Origin of the sequence: Actinacidiphila guanduensis, assembly GCF_900103985.1 — a bacterium.
GTDB classification, from domain to species: domain Bacteria; phylum Actinomycetota; class Actinomycetes; order Streptomycetales; family Streptomycetaceae; genus Actinacidiphila; species Actinacidiphila guanduensis.
On the sequence record NZ_FNIE01000028.1, the window covers coordinates 25806 to 43161 of the forward strand.

At 70.1% G+C, this 17356-nt stretch carries 20 protein-coding genes; 9 read left to right on the top strand and 11 right to left on the bottom strand.

The features are described from left to right. Nucleotide 1: 1 nt before the first annotated feature. From BLR33_RS33545 to BLR33_RS35515, 5 genes are all read left to right on the top strand, one after another. Nucleotides 2-547 (top strand): hypothetical protein, encoded by a 546-nt coding sequence (locus tag BLR33_RS33545; RefSeq protein WP_093788705.1) that lies wholly within the window; start codon nucleotides 2-4, stop codon nucleotides 545-547. Nucleotides 548-584: 37 nt separating this feature from the next. Beyond that, nucleotides 585-1427 (top strand): winged helix-turn-helix transcriptional regulator, encoded by an 843-nt coding sequence (locus BLR33_RS33550; RefSeq protein WP_093788707.1) that lies wholly within the window; start codon nucleotides 585-587, stop codon nucleotides 1425-1427. Between the two features lie 321 nt (nucleotides 1428-1748). Beyond that, entirely contained in the window at nucleotides 1749-2678 is a 930-nt protein-coding gene (locus BLR33_RS33555) for a DUF317 domain-containing protein (protein WP_093788709.1), read from the top strand. A gap of 179 nt (nucleotides 2679-2857) precedes the next feature. Further along, entirely contained in the window at nucleotides 2858-3346 is a 489-nt protein-coding gene (locus BLR33_RS33560) for a hypothetical protein (RefSeq protein ID WP_245771845.1), read from the top strand. Nucleotides 3347-3604: 258 nt separating this feature from the next. Continuing rightward, the gene (locus BLR33_RS35515) at nucleotides 3605-3775 is read left to right on the top strand and encodes a hypothetical protein (RefSeq protein ID WP_176930767.1); all 171 of its coding nucleotides are present in this window, start codon (nucleotides 3605-3607) and stop codon (nucleotides 3773-3775) included. 177 nt (nucleotides 3776-3952) lie between these two features. On the opposite strand, the gene BLR33_RS33565 is transcribed toward BLR33_RS35515, so the two are convergent. Next, entirely contained in the window at nucleotides 3953-4222 is a 270-nt protein-coding gene (locus tag BLR33_RS33565) for a hypothetical protein (RefSeq protein ID WP_093788711.1), read from the bottom strand. Between the two features lie 217 nt (nucleotides 4223-4439). On the opposite strand from BLR33_RS33565, the gene BLR33_RS33570 reads away from it, so the two are divergent. The 3 genes from BLR33_RS33570 (at nucleotide 4440) to BLR33_RS33585 (ending at nucleotide 5757) form a co-directional block, all read left to right on the top strand. Then, entirely contained in the window at nucleotides 4440-4712 is a 273-nt protein-coding gene (locus tag BLR33_RS33570) for a DUF317 domain-containing protein (RefSeq protein ID WP_245771846.1), read from the top strand. A 418-nt stretch (nucleotides 4713-5130) separates the two neighbouring features. Beyond that, a complete protein-coding gene (locus BLR33_RS33580) occupies nucleotides 5131-5343 on the top strand; it encodes a hypothetical protein (RefSeq protein ID WP_093788718.1) in 213 nt (70 codons plus the stop codon). Between the two features lie 84 nt (nucleotides 5344-5427). Further along, nucleotides 5428-5757, top strand: a complete 330-nt coding sequence (locus BLR33_RS33585; RefSeq protein ID WP_093788720.1) for an esterase — start codon at nucleotides 5428-5430, stop codon at nucleotides 5755-5757. A 115-nt stretch (nucleotides 5758-5872) separates the two neighbouring features. On the opposite strand, the gene BLR33_RS33590 is transcribed toward BLR33_RS33585, so the two are convergent. The 10 genes from BLR33_RS33590 to BLR33_RS33635 all read right to left on the bottom strand — a co-directional run bounded on the left by BLR33_RS33590 (nucleotide 5873) and on the right by BLR33_RS33635 (nucleotide 16351). Beyond that, nucleotides 5873-9070, bottom strand: coding sequence for a hypothetical protein (locus BLR33_RS33590; RefSeq protein ID WP_218136759.1), 3198 nt, complete (start codon nucleotides 9068-9070; stop codon nucleotides 5873-5875). 307 nt (nucleotides 9071-9377) lie between these two features. Beyond that, on the bottom strand, nucleotides 9378-9782 hold the full coding sequence (locus BLR33_RS33595) for a hypothetical protein (RefSeq protein WP_093788722.1): 405 nt from the start codon (nucleotides 9780-9782) through the stop codon (nucleotides 9378-9380). 106 nt (nucleotides 9783-9888) lie between these two features. Next, entirely contained in the window at nucleotides 9889-11646 is a 1758-nt protein-coding gene (locus tag BLR33_RS33600) for a relaxase/mobilization nuclease domain-containing protein (protein WP_093788723.1), read from the bottom strand. Then, nucleotides 11643-12113, bottom strand: coding sequence for a MobC family plasmid mobilization relaxosome protein (locus BLR33_RS33605; protein WP_245771847.1), 471 nt, complete (start codon nucleotides 12111-12113; stop codon nucleotides 11643-11645). Before BLR33_RS33605 ends, BLR33_RS33600 begins: the two co-directional genes overlap by 4 nt. Before the next feature lie 146 nt (nucleotides 12114-12259). After that, nucleotides 12260-12484, bottom strand: a complete 225-nt coding sequence (locus tag BLR33_RS33610) for a hypothetical protein (RefSeq protein WP_093788727.1) — start codon at nucleotides 12482-12484, stop codon at nucleotides 12260-12262. 102 nt (nucleotides 12485-12586) lie between these two features. Then, a complete protein-coding gene (locus BLR33_RS33615) occupies nucleotides 12587-13621 on the bottom strand; it encodes a DUF2637 domain-containing protein (RefSeq protein WP_093788729.1) in 1035 nt (344 codons plus the stop codon). Continuing rightward, nucleotides 13618-14175: a WhiB family transcriptional regulator gene (locus BLR33_RS33620; RefSeq protein ID WP_093788731.1), complete on the bottom strand. Its 558-nt coding sequence runs from the start codon at nucleotides 14173-14175 to the stop codon at nucleotides 13618-13620. Before BLR33_RS33620 ends, BLR33_RS33615 begins: the two co-directional genes overlap by 4 nt. Nucleotides 14176-14293: 118 nt before the next feature. Continuing rightward, a complete protein-coding gene (locus tag BLR33_RS33625) occupies nucleotides 14294-15004 on the bottom strand; it encodes an ATP-binding protein (protein WP_093788733.1) in 711 nt (236 codons plus the stop codon). After that, nucleotides 15004-16023, bottom strand: a complete 1020-nt coding sequence (locus tag BLR33_RS33630) for a hypothetical protein (RefSeq protein WP_093788735.1) — start codon at nucleotides 16021-16023, stop codon at nucleotides 15004-15006. The genes BLR33_RS33625 and BLR33_RS33630 overlap by 1 nt, the downstream gene beginning before the upstream one ends. 1 nt (nucleotide 16024) lies before the next feature. After that, a complete protein-coding gene (locus BLR33_RS33635) occupies nucleotides 16025-16351 on the bottom strand; it encodes a transcriptional regulator (RefSeq protein WP_093788737.1) in 327 nt (108 codons plus the stop codon). Between the two features lie 424 nt (nucleotides 16352-16775). Between BLR33_RS33635 and BLR33_RS33640 the strand changes: the two genes are divergently transcribed. Next, complete coding sequence (locus tag BLR33_RS33640) at nucleotides 16776-17225, top strand: helix-turn-helix domain-containing protein (protein ID WP_093788739.1); 450 nt, start codon at nucleotides 16776-16778, stop codon at nucleotides 17223-17225. Nucleotides 17226-17356 lie beyond the last annotated feature (131 nt).

The window sequence follows — 17356 nt, forward strand, 5'->3', positions numbered from 1 at the left end:
CATGCCCACCACCGCCCTCCACGCCCGCCGCTTGGTCGAACACCGCTACGGCCGCGCGCTGGAGCACCTGCAGGGCGAGGTCGCCCAGCACCGCTGCGCCGATCCCCTCCTGCCGATCGTGCTGCGCCGCCTGACCGAACTGGAGCAGACCAGCGAGCAAGGCCGCGCAACCCGCCGCGCCTTGCACAGCACCGTGCAGAGGGCCGTCGCCGACGGCAGTTCCCCGGATGACCACCTGCGCCCCCACATCGCCGAACTCATGCGCCTGGAACAGCAGGAGCAGTCCCAGGCCGAAGCGCTGTGGGACCTCCTCGACGTCCGGCTGCTGCTCGACGAGCCCGCTGCATGCCGCCTCCCACCGTCACAGCGGCCCGGTCGCGCCGTCGAAGACCGGGACGTGATGGACGTCGCCCGTCAGGCTGCCGCTTGCCTGCCGCGCCTGACCCGCGACGCTCTGCGCCTGGCCTTGCGCGAGCGCGCCATCCACATCAGCAACCGCCGCCTCGGTGCCGTTCTCCAGCAGCTCCGCGCCGAGCGCGCCCGCTGACCAGCCACCTCCTTCTTTCGACCTTCCGGAGTACGCCATGTCCACCCTCGCCCATGTCGGCACCTCGCAGACCGGCGCCGCCCGCGCCCAGCGCGTCGAGGACGCGCTGTCCCTGATCTCACCGAAGTGGACCAACTGGGTCGTGCAGGCCCTGGCCCAGCAGCACCAGCCGATGCGGGTACGGGAGATCGCCCGTCAACTGCCCTTCGTCAGCGAGCAGCTCGTGGGCAAGCGGTTGGCCCAGATGCACTCCGACGGCCTCGTGACCCGCGGCGCAGGCTTCCGCGCCCCCTTCCAGCTCAGCGGATTCGGCACATCGCTGACCCCGGTCCACCAGGCCCTGTCCCTCTGGTCCCACGACCACTTCCACTTCTCGCCAGGCGGTGTGGCCGGTGCCGAGCGCGTCGAGGACGCGATGCGCCGGCTACACCTGCGTCACACGACCGCTGTGATCCAGGCCCTGGACGCCGGGCCCATGCGGTTCGTGCACCTGTCCGAAGCGGTCGGCCTGGATGACCCCTACACCCGCCAGCGCCTGGTCCGTCTCACCGACGACGGCCTGGTCACCCGCACCGGTCCCCGGCACGGCGACCCCTACATGCTCACCGCCGCCGGCCGCGCCCTGGGCCCCGTCTACGCCGCCATCGAGCACTGGATCGACCCCACCGCCTCAACCCGGCCCACCGCTCCCGTGGTTCCTGTGGTTACAGCCACCCGCACCCACCGCACGGACCCGCCCGGCCCCGACGGCATACGCACCGCAGCCGCCCTGCGCCGCAGCCCTGTCGCGCCGAGCGGCCTGTTCAGCCACGCCCACGTCCCGCAACCGCGGGTGCCGGCCACCATCACCGCGCAGTCCTCCCCCTCCCGCAACAGGTGACGCCCATGGATCCCAGAACCAGAACCGCCCTCCCGCCGAGCCCTGTCCCGCGCGTCGCTGCAGACGGCGCGCGGGCCCCACCCCACCCTGGCGCACGTCTTGATGAGCACGCAGCAGCCCGACGACCAGCCACTCCTGGTCAGCCCCGTCCACCTGGCAGGGGCCGGCGACACCGCGACCATCCGCGACCATCGACGACCCCCTCGATGACACCCGCGGCTGGGGCAAAGCCATCACCGACGGCGGGCTGTGCTTCACCAGCCCTCGTCTGGAGACGCACGCGGCCGTCAGGCGCCGCTGACCCGTCCGAGGAGCACCCCCATGCCGCACACCCCCTTCGATCCGTGGGCTGGCTACCTCGTCAGCCCCCGCTACCTCGCCGGATCCGACGGGACCGGCGACGCCGGCTTCGCTCCCGTCGCGCACTGGCCGCACCACCACTTCGAGGACGGCCCCTGCCAACTCCTGGTCACCTCGCCCGACGGACGCATCCGCATCGGCTGGTTCGGCGACGACTACGAACTGTGGAAGATCACCGCATCCCCAGACGCCGTCTCCGCACCCCGCTGGACCGCGACGTTCAACCACGTCACCCCGGCCGAGATCGTCGCCGGCCTCACCAGCGCCCTGGCCAATGGCTACGCCCAGGCCGAAGCCACCCGGAGCGAGGGCCGGTTCCTGGCCCACCGATCCATGTACTGGGGCGACGACATCCAGCCGCTGACCGAGGCCGGCTGGACCCGCGAGGCGGCCGAACGCGGCACCGTCGAAATCGTCGCCCCCGACGGGCAGGCCGGCGCATTCATCGACAACAGCCGCTACCGCAGCGACGACGAGGCCGTGACGCTGTGGGCCGGGCCCCCCGGCTGGGGCACGCGCGCCGAGGCAATCTTCAGCTCACGCACCCCCTCCCACCTGATCGCCGCCACCGCAGCCGCCATGACCGACCCCACCCCGGTGATCCGCGAAGGCCACACGATCAACCGGAGCATGGAGCACCTGATCACGCTCACCCCCCTCCACCCGCCCGCACCCGCAGCCCCGCGCACTCCCACACCACTGGACGTACGCCGCACCGCGGTCACCCAGGCCCTGCAGCGCGCCACCCGCAACCCGCAGACAGCAGCCGACCTCCGCGTCCGCGCCGCCCGCAGCCGCACCGGCATCCCGACCAGCCCCACGGACAACTCCCAGCACACTTCCCGGGTCAGCCCGCCGGCCACCCTGCAGAGCCCGGCTCACCGCCGCTGACACGGGCGGAAGCCACGGCCGATCAGCCCGCCGAAGAGCAGTGCCGCGAGTACCCGCGCCACTGCTCCGCCCTCACCCTGGCCACCGGAACCACCCGGCCAGGCCCCCACTCCGCAGCACCTGCAAGCGCCAAGGTCGGGCCGCTGACCCAAACCCCTTCAGATAAGAGGAGTTCATCCGTGTCCGACCCCGCAGTCTTCGACCAGGCCACCGCGATGATCGAAAAAGCTTGGGGACGCCCCATCGAGGACCTGGAGGCCCTCGCGCTCCAACGCCCGGTCCAGGACCCGATGCTGCGCGCAGCAATGCATATCCGCTCGGCACTCGTCGTCTCCTCCAACGCGGTCGTCGTGCATCAGGACCGCCTGCACGCCATGACCGGGCCCGGCCAGGTGCCGGCCTTCTACGACCTGGAACGGATCACCAGGGCGGCGGCGGATCTGCGAGTCGCCCAAGCCGAAAGCCAAGCCCGCCTGCAGGCCATCAGCTCCATCATCGACGCCCGCGAAGCCGCCCGGCCCGCAGATCGCACTCCGGCAATCCGCCTGGCCCAGGCCGCTGTCGCCCGCTCCGTGCAGGCACCCCGCACGCCGGGCTCGTCGCCCGGCCAGCCCTCCGCTTCGGCTCCTGTCGGACCGGTGGTGGCCGCCGACAAGCCCCGCCGGTAACCCCTGCACGGCTCAGAGACATCGCCGGAAGGAGGCCCAGCGCAGACGCCGGGTATCACGGTCGCGCACACGTTCGCCGCGCTGCGGCCGGCTGCCGCCAGGCCGAGAGCCGGACCCCGCCAGCGATGGTCCACCGCCTCAGCACGCGGTGGAGAAGCACTGCCCGACGATCAACGCCCCGGCGGTCCGCCCAGCCGCCACACACCACGGCGTCGACCCGCACCGTCCGAAGACCACGACCACCAGGAGGACTTCCCCGTGCCCATCGAACGCCCCGCCTCATGGGCTCCCGCCTACCCCGCGCTGCGCCAGCTCCTCGACGCCGCCATCGAGGCCGTCCGCACCACTCCGCGCCCCACCACGGACATCACCGCGCTGCGCCGCCTCCGCCGCGACCTCGTCCGGATGGACGACGGGCACCAGCCCTAACCCGACAGCCAGCTCGGATGGAGCCCGCACGCTGCCTTCCGGCTCATCCGCCAGGTCATCACCGCGGCTCCGCTCGGACACCCCGCCGCAGGCGCCGTGCTCCGGCTCGCCGCGGACATCGCAGACCAGAACGCAGCGGCCCGCACCGCCGCCACGTCCGCCAAGGAGACCTGAGACTCAGTCGGTTGTGTCGTCGCGGTCGGCGTCCCCGAACCGGGCGCCGATCACGCGGGCCAGCTCCTCCACCGTCATCTCCACGCGCCGCCCGTCAGCCGCACGGCGCTCCGCCACCATGTCCTCTTCCCGATCCGCCGGGGCGGAAAGGCCCACAGCCCACTGCCCGTCGGCGACCATCACGACGTCGCCGACCGTCCACGCCCGCCCGCTGCTGCGGATCTTGCGCTCCAGCCCGGCCCCGTGCCCGCGTCTACTGCCCTGCTCCACCATGCGCTTCCCCCTCCGGCCTCGTACGGCCGTGCGCCGCAACCCAGTTGGGACAACCGGCGACCCCGACCCATTCCCGGCAGCCGGTTCCCCCTGGACCGGGTGCAGTTCGCCCACGGCAGACGCGATCCCTCCGCGAAGCACTACGTACTTCGGCACACCGCATGTCAACGTACCGATGTCGGGAAAACCCGCAGGTCAACGAAGGGACAATCCCGTTTTGAACACCACCAGCAGCAACCCGCCCGCCCTCTCCCGCCCCGCCGTCGCGCAACACCCCTCCCTGGCCGGCGACGGCAGCGCGGAACCGGTCCTCAGCCTGATCAGCAAGCGCGGCTGGGCGCTGGTGGACACCCCGGAGGCCAACGTGCACTGCAGCAGCCCGGACGGGCGCGTCTACGTCGGCTGGCTACCGGAGGACCCCGCTGCGTGGCGGCGCGGCACCGTCTGGACCGTCCGGGCCACCCCCGCCGAGGCCGACGCGCAGCCCTGAGCGCAGGAGTTCGGCCCGGACGTGCCGAGCCGGGCCGTCGCCGGATTCCTCGAAGCACTGACCAGCCACGTCGACCGCTGATCCACCACCGGTCCGGCCCTGACCGGACCGCGCCTGCTCACCGCTGACCAACCACCACACCAACGACACCTTGTGCCCGTCCGAGCGCAGGCGCACCAGCTCCGGCAAGCCGCCTCACCCCGAGTGCCCCGGCCGCGCCTACAGCCAGGCGGTCTGCTCCTGCGGGCAATGGCAGATCCGGGAATCCGGCAAAGGAAACGAGTCCCGCCGCCGACACCTCACCACCCACCGGACAGCGGCGGGCCCGCTGCTGCGCGACGTTCTCCCCTCCAACATGCGCTGACGTTCCACCACGCCACTTCGACCCCCGCTTGCATCCCGCTTCTCGGAGGTTCTCGTGCCCCACGACCTGACCGTCGGCTACCTGCTCAGCCAACTCCAGGATCTCGACCCCACTCTCAAGATCCGCATCGCCGTCAACCCCGACTTCCCCTTCGCTCACTTCCTCGGCACAAACGTCGTCGTCAGCGACGGACTGGTGTACCTCGCCGAGGACGGGCAGGAGGGCTACCTCCCCACCGGAGTCAGCAACCTCCTGTCCTGGGCCTGACCCCCGACCGCCCCGGAGGAACACATCCCCATCCCACCCGACCGTTCCGGCAGCCTGCCGCTGCGCACCCTCGCCCTCCGGCCGATGCCGACCGGCACCGGCGGCGCACTCGTCCGCCGCATCTCCGGCTACCCCGGCGGACCCCTCGACGTGGTCTGGCTCCCGATGCCCGCCACCAGACTCCCCCTCGGCCGCATCCGCCTGATCTGGGAACCCGCCCCCCGAGCGGGCTGGACCGTCCACGCCCACCTAAGCCTTGCCACCGCCGAGGTACTGCTCGCCCGCTGGCCCGCCGCCGACGACGACTGGCCCGACCTGGTCCGCCCCACCCTCTACGAGGTCACCGGCCTGTGCCAGGCCCTCGCGGACGCAACCGCCGCCCTCGACCTGTCCAACCGGTTGGCCGACACCTGACGGACTCTCCGACCAGCACCTCAGAAGGCCGCCCCGTGCCCACCAGCAAGGGGCGGTCTCGCCGCTCAGCGCGATCCAAACCCGCAAAGTACGAGTGCTGCCGGAAGCTGCCTCGTCAGCTTCCGTACGGTTTAAGATCGGCCGCTTCGTCATGACCCAATTCGATCAGTCGGGTGCGCAGTGCCAGAAAGTTTTGATCGGCGCGACTTGCGCTAAGGGTTCGCAATGCATTAATAGCCACGCCTCGGATATGGTGCTGTTCCCAGGGCTCCCCACGACCTTGAAGCAGCAGGAGAATTCGAGTGCTGTCTCCAGGGATCGGGACGGTCGCGCAGCGGTCTGCGACCTCGATGGCATAGTCGATCGTCCCCTCAGTGAGAATGAGCGTGCGGACAGTGAGGGACGACCAGGTACTGTCGGTGAGGCCCGAGACGAAGGCCCATCGCCCGGTGCTGCGGAGTACCTGTATGGGTACTACGGCGCGGTTAGCGTCGAGTAGGGACCGCCAGAACTCGACCGCCAGGTCAAGCTGAGGTGTATCAGCGGAGCTGTTCTGCACCAGGAATGCCATCTCCTCGGCGGCGCTGCTCAGGACGGCGACATCATTGCGCAAGGCTGTGATGATTGAGTGGATGTCATAGCCTGGTTCGCCGTTAAGGGTCCCTGTGAGCAGGCTCGGCACTGCGTTCTCGGTGCCCCGGAGTGCCGCAGCAATGATGTCGTCGCGCAGATTCAGATGCAGCCACGGTGTGAAGGGTCGACCGTATTTGAGTGTGAGGTCTACGGTTGCTGGCCCGAGGTCGTCGTCACGGAACAGTGCGTCGGCTTTTCGGTCAAGCCAGTCTTGGGCGATGAGTTCCAGACGTGAGCGCTGCCAGGCCAGGATCGCCCGGTGCTCCATGCCGACCGGGCCGGTTATCCGGAGGAGGCTATCGAGGACTTCGAAGAACTGGGGTCGAATCGTGTTGAGGTTGCGGTATTCCCAGTGGGCGAGCGAAAGAGCGGCCTGCAGCCCGTGTCCGCGGGGAGAATTGATCGCCCGGTGGAGAGGGTCTTCGGCCGTCGAGCCGCCGGCGCCTGCTGGTGAACCAATGGGGGCCATTGCCCACGACCATGCGGTGTCGAGGTGCTCAGCGAAGGGCGCATTTTGATCGGCCAGTGCGGTGATCAAATCAACCACGGCCGTGTCGGCCTGTAGCCAATCGGGCTCCCAATCGAACCTGTCGTTGCCGAGAACCGCCGGTGTCCATCTCTCCGTCGTGGCGTAGCGGGCAGCCATGATGATCTTCCCGGTCCGGGAGAGGATTGCCCCTGCCTTTCCGGTGAGTGCGGTGAAGTAGTGCAGCACATAGAGGGGTTCACGCAGCGTCTCGACCACGGTTGCCGCATCTTCCGTCCAATCCTGTGGCTCTGCAGCAACGACACTTTCAAGGACAGTGGCAAGTTCGCGAGCGCCGGTCATTCTTCGGCTGCTGTCAGCATCAGGACGCCATCCGGCGACCAGGCGGGCGGCGTCGAGTACGGGCAGAGCCGCCAGTTCTGCTTGGCTGTGCGGCGATTGGCCCCAGGGCCCGTGTGGAGGCGCGAGCCTGCGGCCGAATGCCTCGGGGTCGATCTGGCCATGCAGCGCAGAAACCGCTGCGATCGGCCCCTCCCACCCTGTGAGCACCTGCTTAGGCAGGATCGCCGACCATCGCCAGGCTCGCCCCCAGTCTTCAGGCAGCAGGTCCGGATCGGCGGGTGGATCCGACGGTGATCCGAGCGCGTCGGCCCATACGGCAAGCTGGGCTGGGTCGGGGTTGGCGGCGATGACGGCGTCAACGAGATCCTGGTCATCGCCGGTGGGCGTTTGGCGCACAAGGCGGCGCGTCACGTGCTCGATCTTGTCTTCGACTGGGATGTCGTCGGCCACTGCCAGAACGCGGCACGTGAGTCGCTCGCCGGCCTTGCCGGGTATCTCGGTGACCCAGTCGAGCAGCCGCCGGCTCGGCACACCGAGTTCACGCGCTCGCGCCACCAGCAGCGCGAGGTAGTGAGAAACCACAACCAGGAAGTAACGGTCGTCCTCTGCCAGGCCCGTGGTCAGCCTGGCAATGTCCAGGGAAATCCATTCGGCGCCTTGCTGCTGCGCGGAATTCCGCAGCTTGGCCGCGACCATCCGGGTTCGCTTCTCGGCGTTGTCCGGCGTCATGCCGGATTCCAACTTATCCAGTAGTCGCCGGTAATAGTAGTCGTCACGGTCCGTAGGACCGCTGCTGAGCACGGCGTTGCCCACCCGTTCGACCACCGGGTCGGTGGGGTCGCACCGCTCGACGGCACTGGTCGCGAGGGATCGTACCGACCTGTTGTCGGGGTGCGCGGTTATGACATCGCCAACGATCCTGTTGCCAGCGGGCCCGAGTCCTACGGCCAGCACGAGAAACTGGAAACGGACATCTACTTGCCGCTCGACCGGTAGCCGTTTGGCGTCCGCGAGCAGCCGCTGTGCCAACGCGGCCACCGCTGCAGGCTTCGTGCGACCAAGCCCCACCAGGAGGCCCTCCACCGGCCACGCCGTCCCGGGTTCAGGCAGCGGTACAGCGCCGGCCTCATACAGTGGATCAAGCCAGGCTGGGTCAAGCAAACGGGCAAAGAACGACCGAAGATGGTGCGGGTTCGAAGCCAACTCCCGCAAACGGACGATCTGCTCAGGTCCCCGCCATGGTTCTACGGCCAGAGCACGAAGGGTCAGCACGATGGTGTCTGGTGGTGTGAACATACGGACGAACCAGGCGAGAGTCCGCTGATAGAATCCCGTGACTGATTCCAACGCCGTATTGCGATGCAATCCCTGGCTCGTAGCCCTACGAAGACGCTTGTACTCCAGGATAGGATCGAGGTCGCCGGGGAGGGGGTCGACACCAGACTTGTCACGAAGATAACCCAACAGTTTCGCTTCGTGGTATGAACTCCGGTCCTGCCTCTCCGCCGCTCTGCGCAACACCGCGCCGAAGGTGTTCAGCGACGCGGCGTTGTCGTTGTCTGGCTGACCTACCTCACTCTCGAACCGTTCCCAAGCTTCGATGACCACGGGCAGCCCCCCGGGAACGGGAGTACGACCTACGACCACCGCGTCCAGTGCCTCGCGCAGGTTGTACGCGGCACTCTCTGCGAAGCGTAGACCTGTCTCATCATGCAACGCCTGCGCGATCAGAACAGCGGCAGTCCGCAGCGCCGCCACGGCCTTCTCGCCCTGATCCGACAACTCGGCGACAACCCGCTCAACCACGTCTCCAGGCAAAGAGAGCAACGAACCGTCAGCGTCCTCATTCATCATCACAACGTAGACTGAAAGCTGCGGAGGATCGAACCGAAATCGACGACCACCGCTAGACCGTCCTGCCGGAGGACAGTCCGCTGCTCCGGGGGTGATCGTCGGCGACGCCATCGCCTCCGTGGAGAGCGGCGAGGCCGACTGGAAGGACGCAGTTTTCCACGCCGCTGTCATTGAGGGCGCGGACCTGCCCCGGCTGCGACTACCGGGGCCAACTCCCCAAGAACAGCGACCGCGGCTGACCACGACAACGGAGCGCCCACCGGAAGATCCGTGGCGCTCCGTCGCTGTTGCCGACCCTGCTCGGCTACTCCAGGTAGATGCCGGTGAAGCTCCCGTCGAAGCCCATGGCGGCCACGCCCTCCTCCACGCTGGCGTAGGTGGTGGTGTCTGGGAGGTGGGTCAGCGCCTCGAAGGCGGCGCGGGTGATCTCGGGTTCGTGCCACTCGTTGTTGCAGCGGCAGTGGATCCAGGTGTTGCGGCCCTGGTTGATCAGGAGCCAGTCTCGTCGCGCTCGGCAGGCCGTGCACATCACGGGGATGCCGCGCAGGGACAGCTCCTGTGGGTGGCGAATGTAGCGGTAGGCGCGGGGGCCGGTGGGAGCCTGGAGTTCGTGCTGGAGTTGCAGCAGCGGGTCGCTGCCGGCGGGAGCTGCAGGCGGAGCGGGCGGTGCCTCTGCGCGGTGGTCGTTGGTTCTGAGCACAAGCGTCATCTCCGTTTCTGCACCTGTCTTTTCATCCGTAACAGCAGGTGGAACCGGTTGTCCAGAGGATTCGGGCGGTCCGGCAGGCCCAATACGGGCCTGCCGGACCGGATTATCAGCGGCGGGGCAGGCGGTTTCGGGCGTCCGGAGTATCCGGACGGGGCGCAGGGGGCGGCGCACCGTGGACACCCGGTCGGCGAGCGGGAGGCACAGTGCGACCGGTGCTGCCCTTCGGGAGTGGAGAGGTGGGGCCAGGCTGTGCCGGGAGGTCGGCGAGGCGACGCAGGCGCCAGACCAGAACATCGTTCACGTTCTCCGCGGAGTCGAGTTCGCGCATGTCAACTGCCTGTTGGAGTAGGGCCTTGGGGTCGTAGCCAGCCTGTTCTGCCTGGGCGAGGGTGGCGGCCAGCGCGTCGTGCCGGGTCTCACTATCGGTGCGGGTGAGGTGGTGGGGCAGTACCGCCTGGATGGTGATCTCGTAGCTGCGGCGCTTGTCTTCGGGCAGGGTGCGGCCGTGGGTGTGCAGGGCCTGCAGGGGCACGGCGGCAGCCTTCCGGTAGGCGGCGCGCAGGTGCTCGGCGGTCTGGCGGGAGGCTTCGGCTTGCTGAGCGTGTCCGCGGGCGGAGTGCCAGCGGGCAGCGGCGATGGCGGCCAGGACCAGGGTGGACAGCAGCATCGCGGTGGCGCCGCCGTCCTCCCCGCGGCCCAGCGCCCCGCCGGCCTGGATGATGCCGCGGGCTGCGGAGCGCAGGGCGCGGGTGTCGGCTTGTTCGGCGCGGATGTGGCTGCGGGTGGCGCGTTCGAAGGAGCGCGCGGCGGCGGCCAACTCGGCGCGGGTGGCGGCCGGGGAGGTCTGGGCGACGGCGTCCAGGACTTCCCCTATCCCGACAAGCTGGGCTGCGGCCGCACTGTCGTCGTCGCTGCCCAGGGGAGCGATGGCACGCTCGGCGACTCCGGACGCGGCTCGGCGTCCCCGGGCGGGCGCCGACCAGGTGGTCCGAGCGCCGCCGGTTCGCTGCGACACGATCTGGTCCGGGGTGCCGCCGGCGAGGCGGTGTCGGACGCGGGGCAGGGAGAGGTCGGCGGCCAAGGTGGAGCCCGCGAACCAGATGGGTTCCCCCTTGGCGTTGCGGTCGCCGGGCAGGGCGACCGCGTAGCCGAGGACATCCCCGGAGGATCCGAGGGTGGGTTTGACACGCAGGCCCTTGTCCTTCAGCCGGGTGAAGAACTCGGCCTCGTCAGCGGCTCCGGCCAGGGCTTGGCGGACGGCCTCGCGCAGCGTCTCGCGCGGGGTCTCGTCCCGGCCGGTGCGTTCGGCCTTGAAGCGTTCCTGGCTGGTGGGGGCTTTGGCGGCGGTGCTGTCGCCCGGGTTGAGCTGCCGCAGGCCGTAGTCCCTTTCTATCTGGCGGGCCTCGGCCTGGGCTTTGCGCTTGTCGAACTTCAGGTCGGCGCGGCGGCCGTCCTGCCGTACGAGGGTGGCGGCGATGTGGATGTGGTCATCGGCGTGCCGGACCGCGACCCACCGGCAGGCGGCGGTGTCTCCCTCGGGGGCGATACCGACAGCCCGCACGATGCGGCGGGCGATGGTCACCCAGTCGTTGTCGTCGAGGTGCCGGTCGCCGGGGTCGGCGCGGACAGAGCAGTGCCAGAACGTCTTCTCCGGCGCCCGGTTACCGATCGCCTTGACTGGTTGATCGAGCTGGGCGGCGAGCTGGGCAATGGTGTGGTCGGGGTTGCGGCCGGGGTCGGGGGCATAGTCGTTCCAGGACGCGACCAGGTGCTGGTCGGTGTGCTCGTCGCGTTTGCCGGGACCGAACAGGTAGCGGACCAGCCCGTATGTGCTGCGGGTGCCGTACCGGATTTTGGGGATCACCGTCGCACCAGCCAGGCCACCGCGTCGTCCACGCCGTTCAGCGCGGTGTCGATGCGGTGCAGGAGCCTCCGCAGATCGGTGGCGGGCTGCCCGCCGGCGTTGAGGAAGTGGGCCACCTGGTTGAGGTTGTTGCCGACGGCGGCGAGCTGGCGGTTGGACTCCATCAGCTCCTGCACGCCGCGCCGGTAGTCGGCAACCGCGGCGGTGGGATTGGCGCTGGATGCGGCGGCGAGGGCGGCGGCTGCGGTGTAGCCGCCGGCTGAGAGGTCGGCGGCGTGCGCGGCTTGTTGGACAGCCGTCCACTCGTCGTCGCTGAAGCGAGGGCAGATCCGGTGCTGGCGCAGGCTGCTCTGGCGCAGTCGGCGGCGCGGCGCTGCGCGGACGGCAGCGCTCGACGGCGATGGTGACGGCGGTTGCTTCTCCCCCGCCGGCACCCCTGGGCCGCCCTCCCGTTCGGCAGCAGGCACCCCCGGGCCTGCTGCCGAACGAGAAGCCCCCGCCCCCTTCGGGGCGGAGGCGGGGTAAGGACTCCTTACCCCACAACTTGCTGCCCCACGGGCCGCTTTGACCTCACGCTCCTGTCCCGGGGCGGTGGCCGCCGGGTCGTTCGCGGTCACCGGCCCGGCTCCGCTTCCTGCTGGTGGACCTCGCGCAGGATGTCCTCGATGAAGTCCATCGCCAGGACCGGGTGGTGCAGGGTCCACGGGCGGCTGTGCCGGCCCTTCTGCACGATCCAGATGGCGTCCGCGACTGCTTCGGTGCGGTACAAGTGGCCTTCCCGAACCAGGACGGCCAGCCAGGTCTCCACCTCGGCGGAGGTGGCGGGGTTGGTGCGCATGATGGTGCTCTCCAGTCGGTCGAGGGAAGTCGGAAGGTGGCTGTCCGCGCGGGTGACCGGGCCGGGTTGTCCGGCCCGGTCACCCCATCCGGTGGTGCGGGGTCAGTCCCGGGACGTGGTGACCGGCTCGTCGCGCTGCTCGCGGAGCTGGGCCATCAGCGCGGTCAGCGTGTCGCTGGACAGCGGGATCCGCTGGCCCCGGATGGCCTGCGCGACGACCTGCCGGGTCAGCTTGTCCTGCGCTTTGACCGCTGACCGGGCGATCGCCAGCAGCTCCTCGGTGTCCGGGTCAGGGCGCCGGTCACCGGCTCTGCGGGGCTCGCGGTCACTGACCGGAGCAGGAATGACCTGCCGTTCAGAGACCGTCGGGCGACTGACCGGGCGGGTGCTGACCGGCTCGGTGGCGCCCGGTCGGTCACTGACCGCCGGGCCGCTGTCCGGCTGACCGCCCAGGTCAGCGGCCTGTTTTCCCCGGATGCCGGTGTCCCGATGGCCTGCCGCCGGGCGGCCGTCGTGCGCTGGGTCATCCGTCCCGGTCAGTGACCGGACCGGCGAGGTAGGCGGCTCACCGGTCACTCGGGTCGGGTCGGTTAGCGCGCTGACCGGCTGACCGGCACCAGCCCGAGGGGGGCGTGGTGACCGCTGACCGGCCTGATCGTGACCGTGCCGGTCAGCCCGGTCGGTGCGTTCGCTGCGGTTGTCCGGGCCGCGGGCGATGAGGATGTAGAGGTGTACCGCTCCGGCCAGGGCCAGCGGTGCGACGGTGGACAGGTAGGCGACCACCGTGTCGCCGAGCTGCAGCCCGCCGGCAGCGGCACCCTCCTGGTTGAGGCGGACCGCATGCAGCGCGTTGGCCCACACGCTGACCCCGGTGGCGGTGCCGACCAGCGTCCAGACGTAGAGGCGGGCGCGCAGCGGGGCGTTACGCAGGACCAGCAGGGCCCTGATGCCGTAGGCGATGAAGCCGTCGACGACCAGGGGGAAGAGCCAGCACAGGGCGGGTCGGATGTGGATGGCGATAGCCATCTGCATCAGGGCGCTGGCGGACAGGGCGCATCCGGCTCCGCCGAGGACGATGACGGCCAGGCGGTCCCAGCCGGTGACGAGCGCCGTCGTCGGCGCGTTGACGGGGTTCACGCCGCCGTCCCGAAGTCGTCGCGGTCCAAGCCGTTCTCGCCCGGCTCGGGCTCCGAGTTGGTGGGTTCCAGGTCGCGGTGGCGGAGGGCTCGGCGGGTTTCGCGGTAGCGCTTCAGCGCGGTCTCCTCGTCGATCTTCAGGATCCAGGCCAGGCGGCGGGCGGGTATGCCGTGGCGGTAGGCGGCGTGGATGACGGCCTGCCGTTCGGCGGCGGTGAGGTGGATGTCGCGGCCGGCGACGGCGGCGTTGACGCGGGAGTAGTCCAGGCGGCGTGGCAGCCGGGTGTGCATCGGGGCGCGCTCCTGTTCGGTGAGCCCGCCCCGGATGCCGTGGGTGTCGGCGTTCTCCAGGGCGGCGTCCAGGCAGGTCTGGCGGACCGGGCACTGGTGGCACAGGGCTTTGGCGGCGCGGATCTTGTCCATCTCGTCGGGCTCGGGGAAGAAGAGGTCGGGGTCGACGCGGTGGTAGTCGGTGGGCTGGCAGACGGCTTCGGACCGCCAGGTCTGGTCGCCGCGCGAGCGGTGGCGGGCGGGACCGTTCGTCGTGCTGGGCATGTGCGTGGGCTCCGATCGCCCTCCGCGCGCAGGTGGCGTCGGCGGAGGTGCTTGGTCGGCGGGTTTCATGCGGGCGGCGCGCTGGGGGCGGGCCCGGCGGGAGCGGCCTGGTGCGGGGTCAGGCGGCGCGGGCGCGTCTGCGGTCGATCAGGTCGAACTCGACCCGGGTGGTCATCTGGGTGAGCCTGCTGGCGACGCGGTCGCCGACGTGCGCGCGCAGGTCGCCGATCGCGAGGTTGGTGGTGATCAACGTCGGCAGCATGTGGTTGTACCGGCGATTGACCAGCCGGTAGGTGATCTCCTCGGTCCACTCGCTGGCTTTGGCCGCGCCGAGGTCGTCCAGGATCAGCAGCGGCACCCGGGCCACCGCCGCCAGCTCCCGCTCGGTGTCCACCCCGGTGCGGGGGCGCAGTTCGGCGTACAAGTCGGCCGCCGTCGTCGCCCGCCACCGCACCCCGACTCCTGCCCCGACCAGGGTCTTCACCGCCCCGTATGCCTGGTGCGTCTTGCCCGCGCCGACCACTCCGGCCATCAGCAGCGACGGCCCCGTCGCCACCTGCCGCCGCCCACCCAGGCCCGGGGCGACCGCCTGTGCGGCGACCTCCCGGCACCAGGCCAGGACCTGCGGGTGGTCGGCCACCGCGTCCCGGTAGCGCGGCACCATCGCGCCTCGCAGGGCCTCCAGTGGCGCGTACGGCTCCGGCTCGTCCGAGGCTGCGGCGGCTGTGGCTGCGGTCGGATCGATGTTCCGGGCGGCCAGGATCCGGGCGAGGCGGTCCAGGGTGCCTGCCCCGGCGAGGGTCTGCGGTTCGCGGGTTCGGGTGCGCATCACAGCTCCTCGGAGTAGGCGGTGGCGGCGTCGACGGGGTTGGTCCACGCGGTGTGAGCGGGCACGTTAGGCCGGAATCCCAGACGGGCCAAACCGGTGGCGGGAGCGTTCATCGCGTCGTTGACCAGGCTCGGCAGCCGCGAGGGGTGGCCCTGGATCTCGGCGAAGCGCCGCAGCCCGGCCCGTACGTGCTCCACCGCGATGCCCTCGGCGAGGAGCTTCTTGGCGATGCCGCCGAGGTGGCCGATCACGTCGCCGGGCGGGCGCTCCCGGCACGAAGCGACGTACTCGCCGATCAGCTCCTTCGCCGAGACGCTGGCCTCGTCGGGCGCATCGCGCCCCGTAGGGAAGAAAGATCCAGGATCGGAGATCCTAGATCCAGACCCCGAGGGTTCCCCGACCCTTCCGGGAGCCTTCCGGGAGGCTTCGGCGAATCCTGTCTGACCTGCGGTTTTCTCGGTTGCGTTGTGGTGGGTGCCGTCGGCGGTCCCGGCGGTGTCCTGGGCGGGCGCGGGGGCGGTCCGGGCGGGTGCCCGCCGGGTCGGCGTGGGCTGCTCGGGCGGTTCGGGGGTTCCGGGAAGGTTCTCCGAACCCTCCGGGAAGTCTCCGGGAGCCTTCGGGGAGTTCTCGGCTCGCTGAGTGCAAGGGCCCTTGCAGACCCCGCACCGCTGCGGCTCGCACTTCGGGCACGCGGGAAGCCGGGACTGGGAGGGGGTGTCGATCTTCTGGTGCTTGAACCAGGTCGGGTAGTGGAAGTAGCGCTTGCCGTCGCAGCCGGTGTACCGGCAGATCGCTCCGGCGTTCTCGAGTTGGGTGAGGTCGTCCTCGACCTGGACCGCGCCGTGCTCGGCGCGCAGAGGCCAGATGATGCCGAAGATGATGGCCGCGTTGTCGCGGTGGCGACCCCAATCGTCGGCCATGTTGGTCATGGCCAGGAAGGTGACCATGGCGGGGATGCTGACCTCGGCGAGCGTCTCGCTCGTCCAGGTCTCGGGCTTGATGGAGCGGATTCGCGGCACGTCAGCGGCCCCGGCCTGCCGCGACCAAGTCGCTGCGGGTGAGCGTGGCGGTGACCAGGTCGAAGGTGTGGGGCCTGGTCCAGTCGGCCTGCGGCCAGACGCGCAGGATCCAGCGGGCCGCGACCTTCGCGGTCGTCCGGCCCAGCTCCACCGGCTTCCCCGCCGCATCCCTTGCGACGGCGTGCGGGTCGGGCCAGGTCTGCGTCGGGTTGGTGAGGCTGACGCGCACGGCGGCCGCGCCGGGGATCATGTCGGCGAGCTGGGCGGCGAGGCGGCGCGGACGGTCGGCGTCCGGGCATGCCGGACTTCCGCTCGGCGTGGCGAGCATGCGATACTCCGTTGTTCGTAGGAGCGCGAGCGGCGGTCTCGTGTCAAGAAGCCCCGCCGCCCGCGAGATGTGAATCGGTGTCCTCTGGATGCCGGCCCGGCGCCTTGGAGTTGGTACCTCCTGGGCGCCGGTCTCGTCTTCGGCCCGTCACAGCCCCTTTGCGCGCATTCCCCCTCCTCTCCCTTCCCTCGTCGGTCCTTGATCGCTTGCGCGGCGACCAGAACCATAGGGCGAGCCCTCGCCACAAGTCCAGCGTCTTGGCACCCGCTCTCACCAGGCATGCAACACTGCTCTGGACGTCGAACAAGGGAAACGTACACCGCATTTGCGTCCCATCGTCAACTGTGATGTCGACATTCGAGGCAGACGGGCGCACACACGCAAACGGAGTGGATAGAATCTGGGCCATGACGGAGGGACGAAGATGACCGAGAAGCAGGAGCGGAGAAGCGTGGCGGACCTGCTCGACCGCCTCTTCCGCGAGGTGCACCCGGCCGGACGCGGGCCCTACACCTACGCGGAGGTGTCCCAGGGGATCCGGGAGGCCACGGGCTTCTCCATCACCGCGAGCGCCATCCAGCAGCTCCGGACGGGCAAGAACGAGAACCCGAAGATGGCCACCGTCCGCGCGCTGGCCGACTTCTTCGGCGTGACCCCCAGCTACTTCTTCGAGGAGGAGGCCGCCGAGCGGACGCTGGCCGAGATCGGCCTCGTCGCGGCGATGCGCGACGCGGACGTGCGCAGGGTCGCCCTACGGGCAAATGGGCTGAGCACCAGCAGCCTGCAGATGGTGACCACCGTGATCGACCAAGCCCGACGCCTGGAGGGAATCCCCGAGGACTCCGTCGACCATGGCTTGCTCGACGAGAACTGAGAACCGGCTGCCGCCCCTGATCGGCTCCGGCCCTGCCGCCACAACGACGACTTCTTCTGCTCGTCCTCCGCGCGGGCGTCTGGGAGCCTGCCTGGTCGACTCCCGCGCATCAGCATCCGCCCGGTAAAGGA

What these genes read in the sequence shown, in the direction of transcription:
- BLR33_RS33640 (WP_093788739.1), top strand. Translation starts at nt 16,776, where the DNA reads ATGACCGAGAAGCAGGAGCGGAGAAGCGTGGCGGACCTGCTCGACCGC.
- BLR33_RS33635 (WP_093788737.1), bottom strand. Translation starts at nt 16,351, where the DNA reads ATGCTCGCCACGCCGAGCGGAAGTCCGGCATGCCCGGACGCCGACCGT.
- BLR33_RS33625 (WP_093788733.1), bottom strand. Translation starts at nt 15,004, where the DNA reads ATGCGCACCCGAACCCGCGAACCGCAGACCCTCGCCGGGGCAGGCACC.
- BLR33_RS33620 (WP_093788731.1), bottom strand. Translation starts at nt 14,175, where the DNA reads ATGCCCAGCACGACGAACGGTCCCGCCCGCCACCGCTCGCGCGGCGAC.
- BLR33_RS33610 (WP_093788727.1), bottom strand. Translation starts at nt 12,484, where the DNA reads ATGCGCACCAACCCCGCCACCTCCGCCGAGGTGGAGACCTGGCTGGCC.
- BLR33_RS33585 (WP_093788720.1), top strand. Translation starts at nt 5,428, where the DNA reads ATGCCGACCGGCACCGGCGGCGCACTCGTCCGCCGCATCTCCGGCTAC.
- BLR33_RS33590 (WP_218136759.1), bottom strand. Translation starts at nt 9,070, where the DNA reads ATGAATGAGGACGCTGACGGTTCGTTGCTCTCTTTGCCTGGAGACGTG.
- BLR33_RS33550 (WP_093788707.1), top strand. Translation starts at nt 585, where the DNA reads ATGTCCACCCTCGCCCATGTCGGCACCTCGCAGACCGGCGCCGCCCGC.
- BLR33_RS33555 (WP_093788709.1), top strand. Translation starts at nt 1,749, where the DNA reads ATGCCGCACACCCCCTTCGATCCGTGGGCTGGCTACCTCGTCAGCCCC.
- BLR33_RS33595 (WP_093788722.1), bottom strand. Translation starts at nt 9,782, where the DNA reads ATGACGCTTGTGCTCAGAACCAACGACCACCGCGCAGAGGCACCGCCC.
- BLR33_RS33545 (WP_093788705.1), top strand. Translation starts at nt 2, where the DNA reads ATGCCCACCACCGCCCTCCACGCCCGCCGCTTGGTCGAACACCGCTAC.
- BLR33_RS33565 (WP_093788711.1), bottom strand. Translation starts at nt 4,222, where the DNA reads ATGGTGGAGCAGGGCAGTAGACGCGGGCACGGGGCCGGGCTGGAGCGC.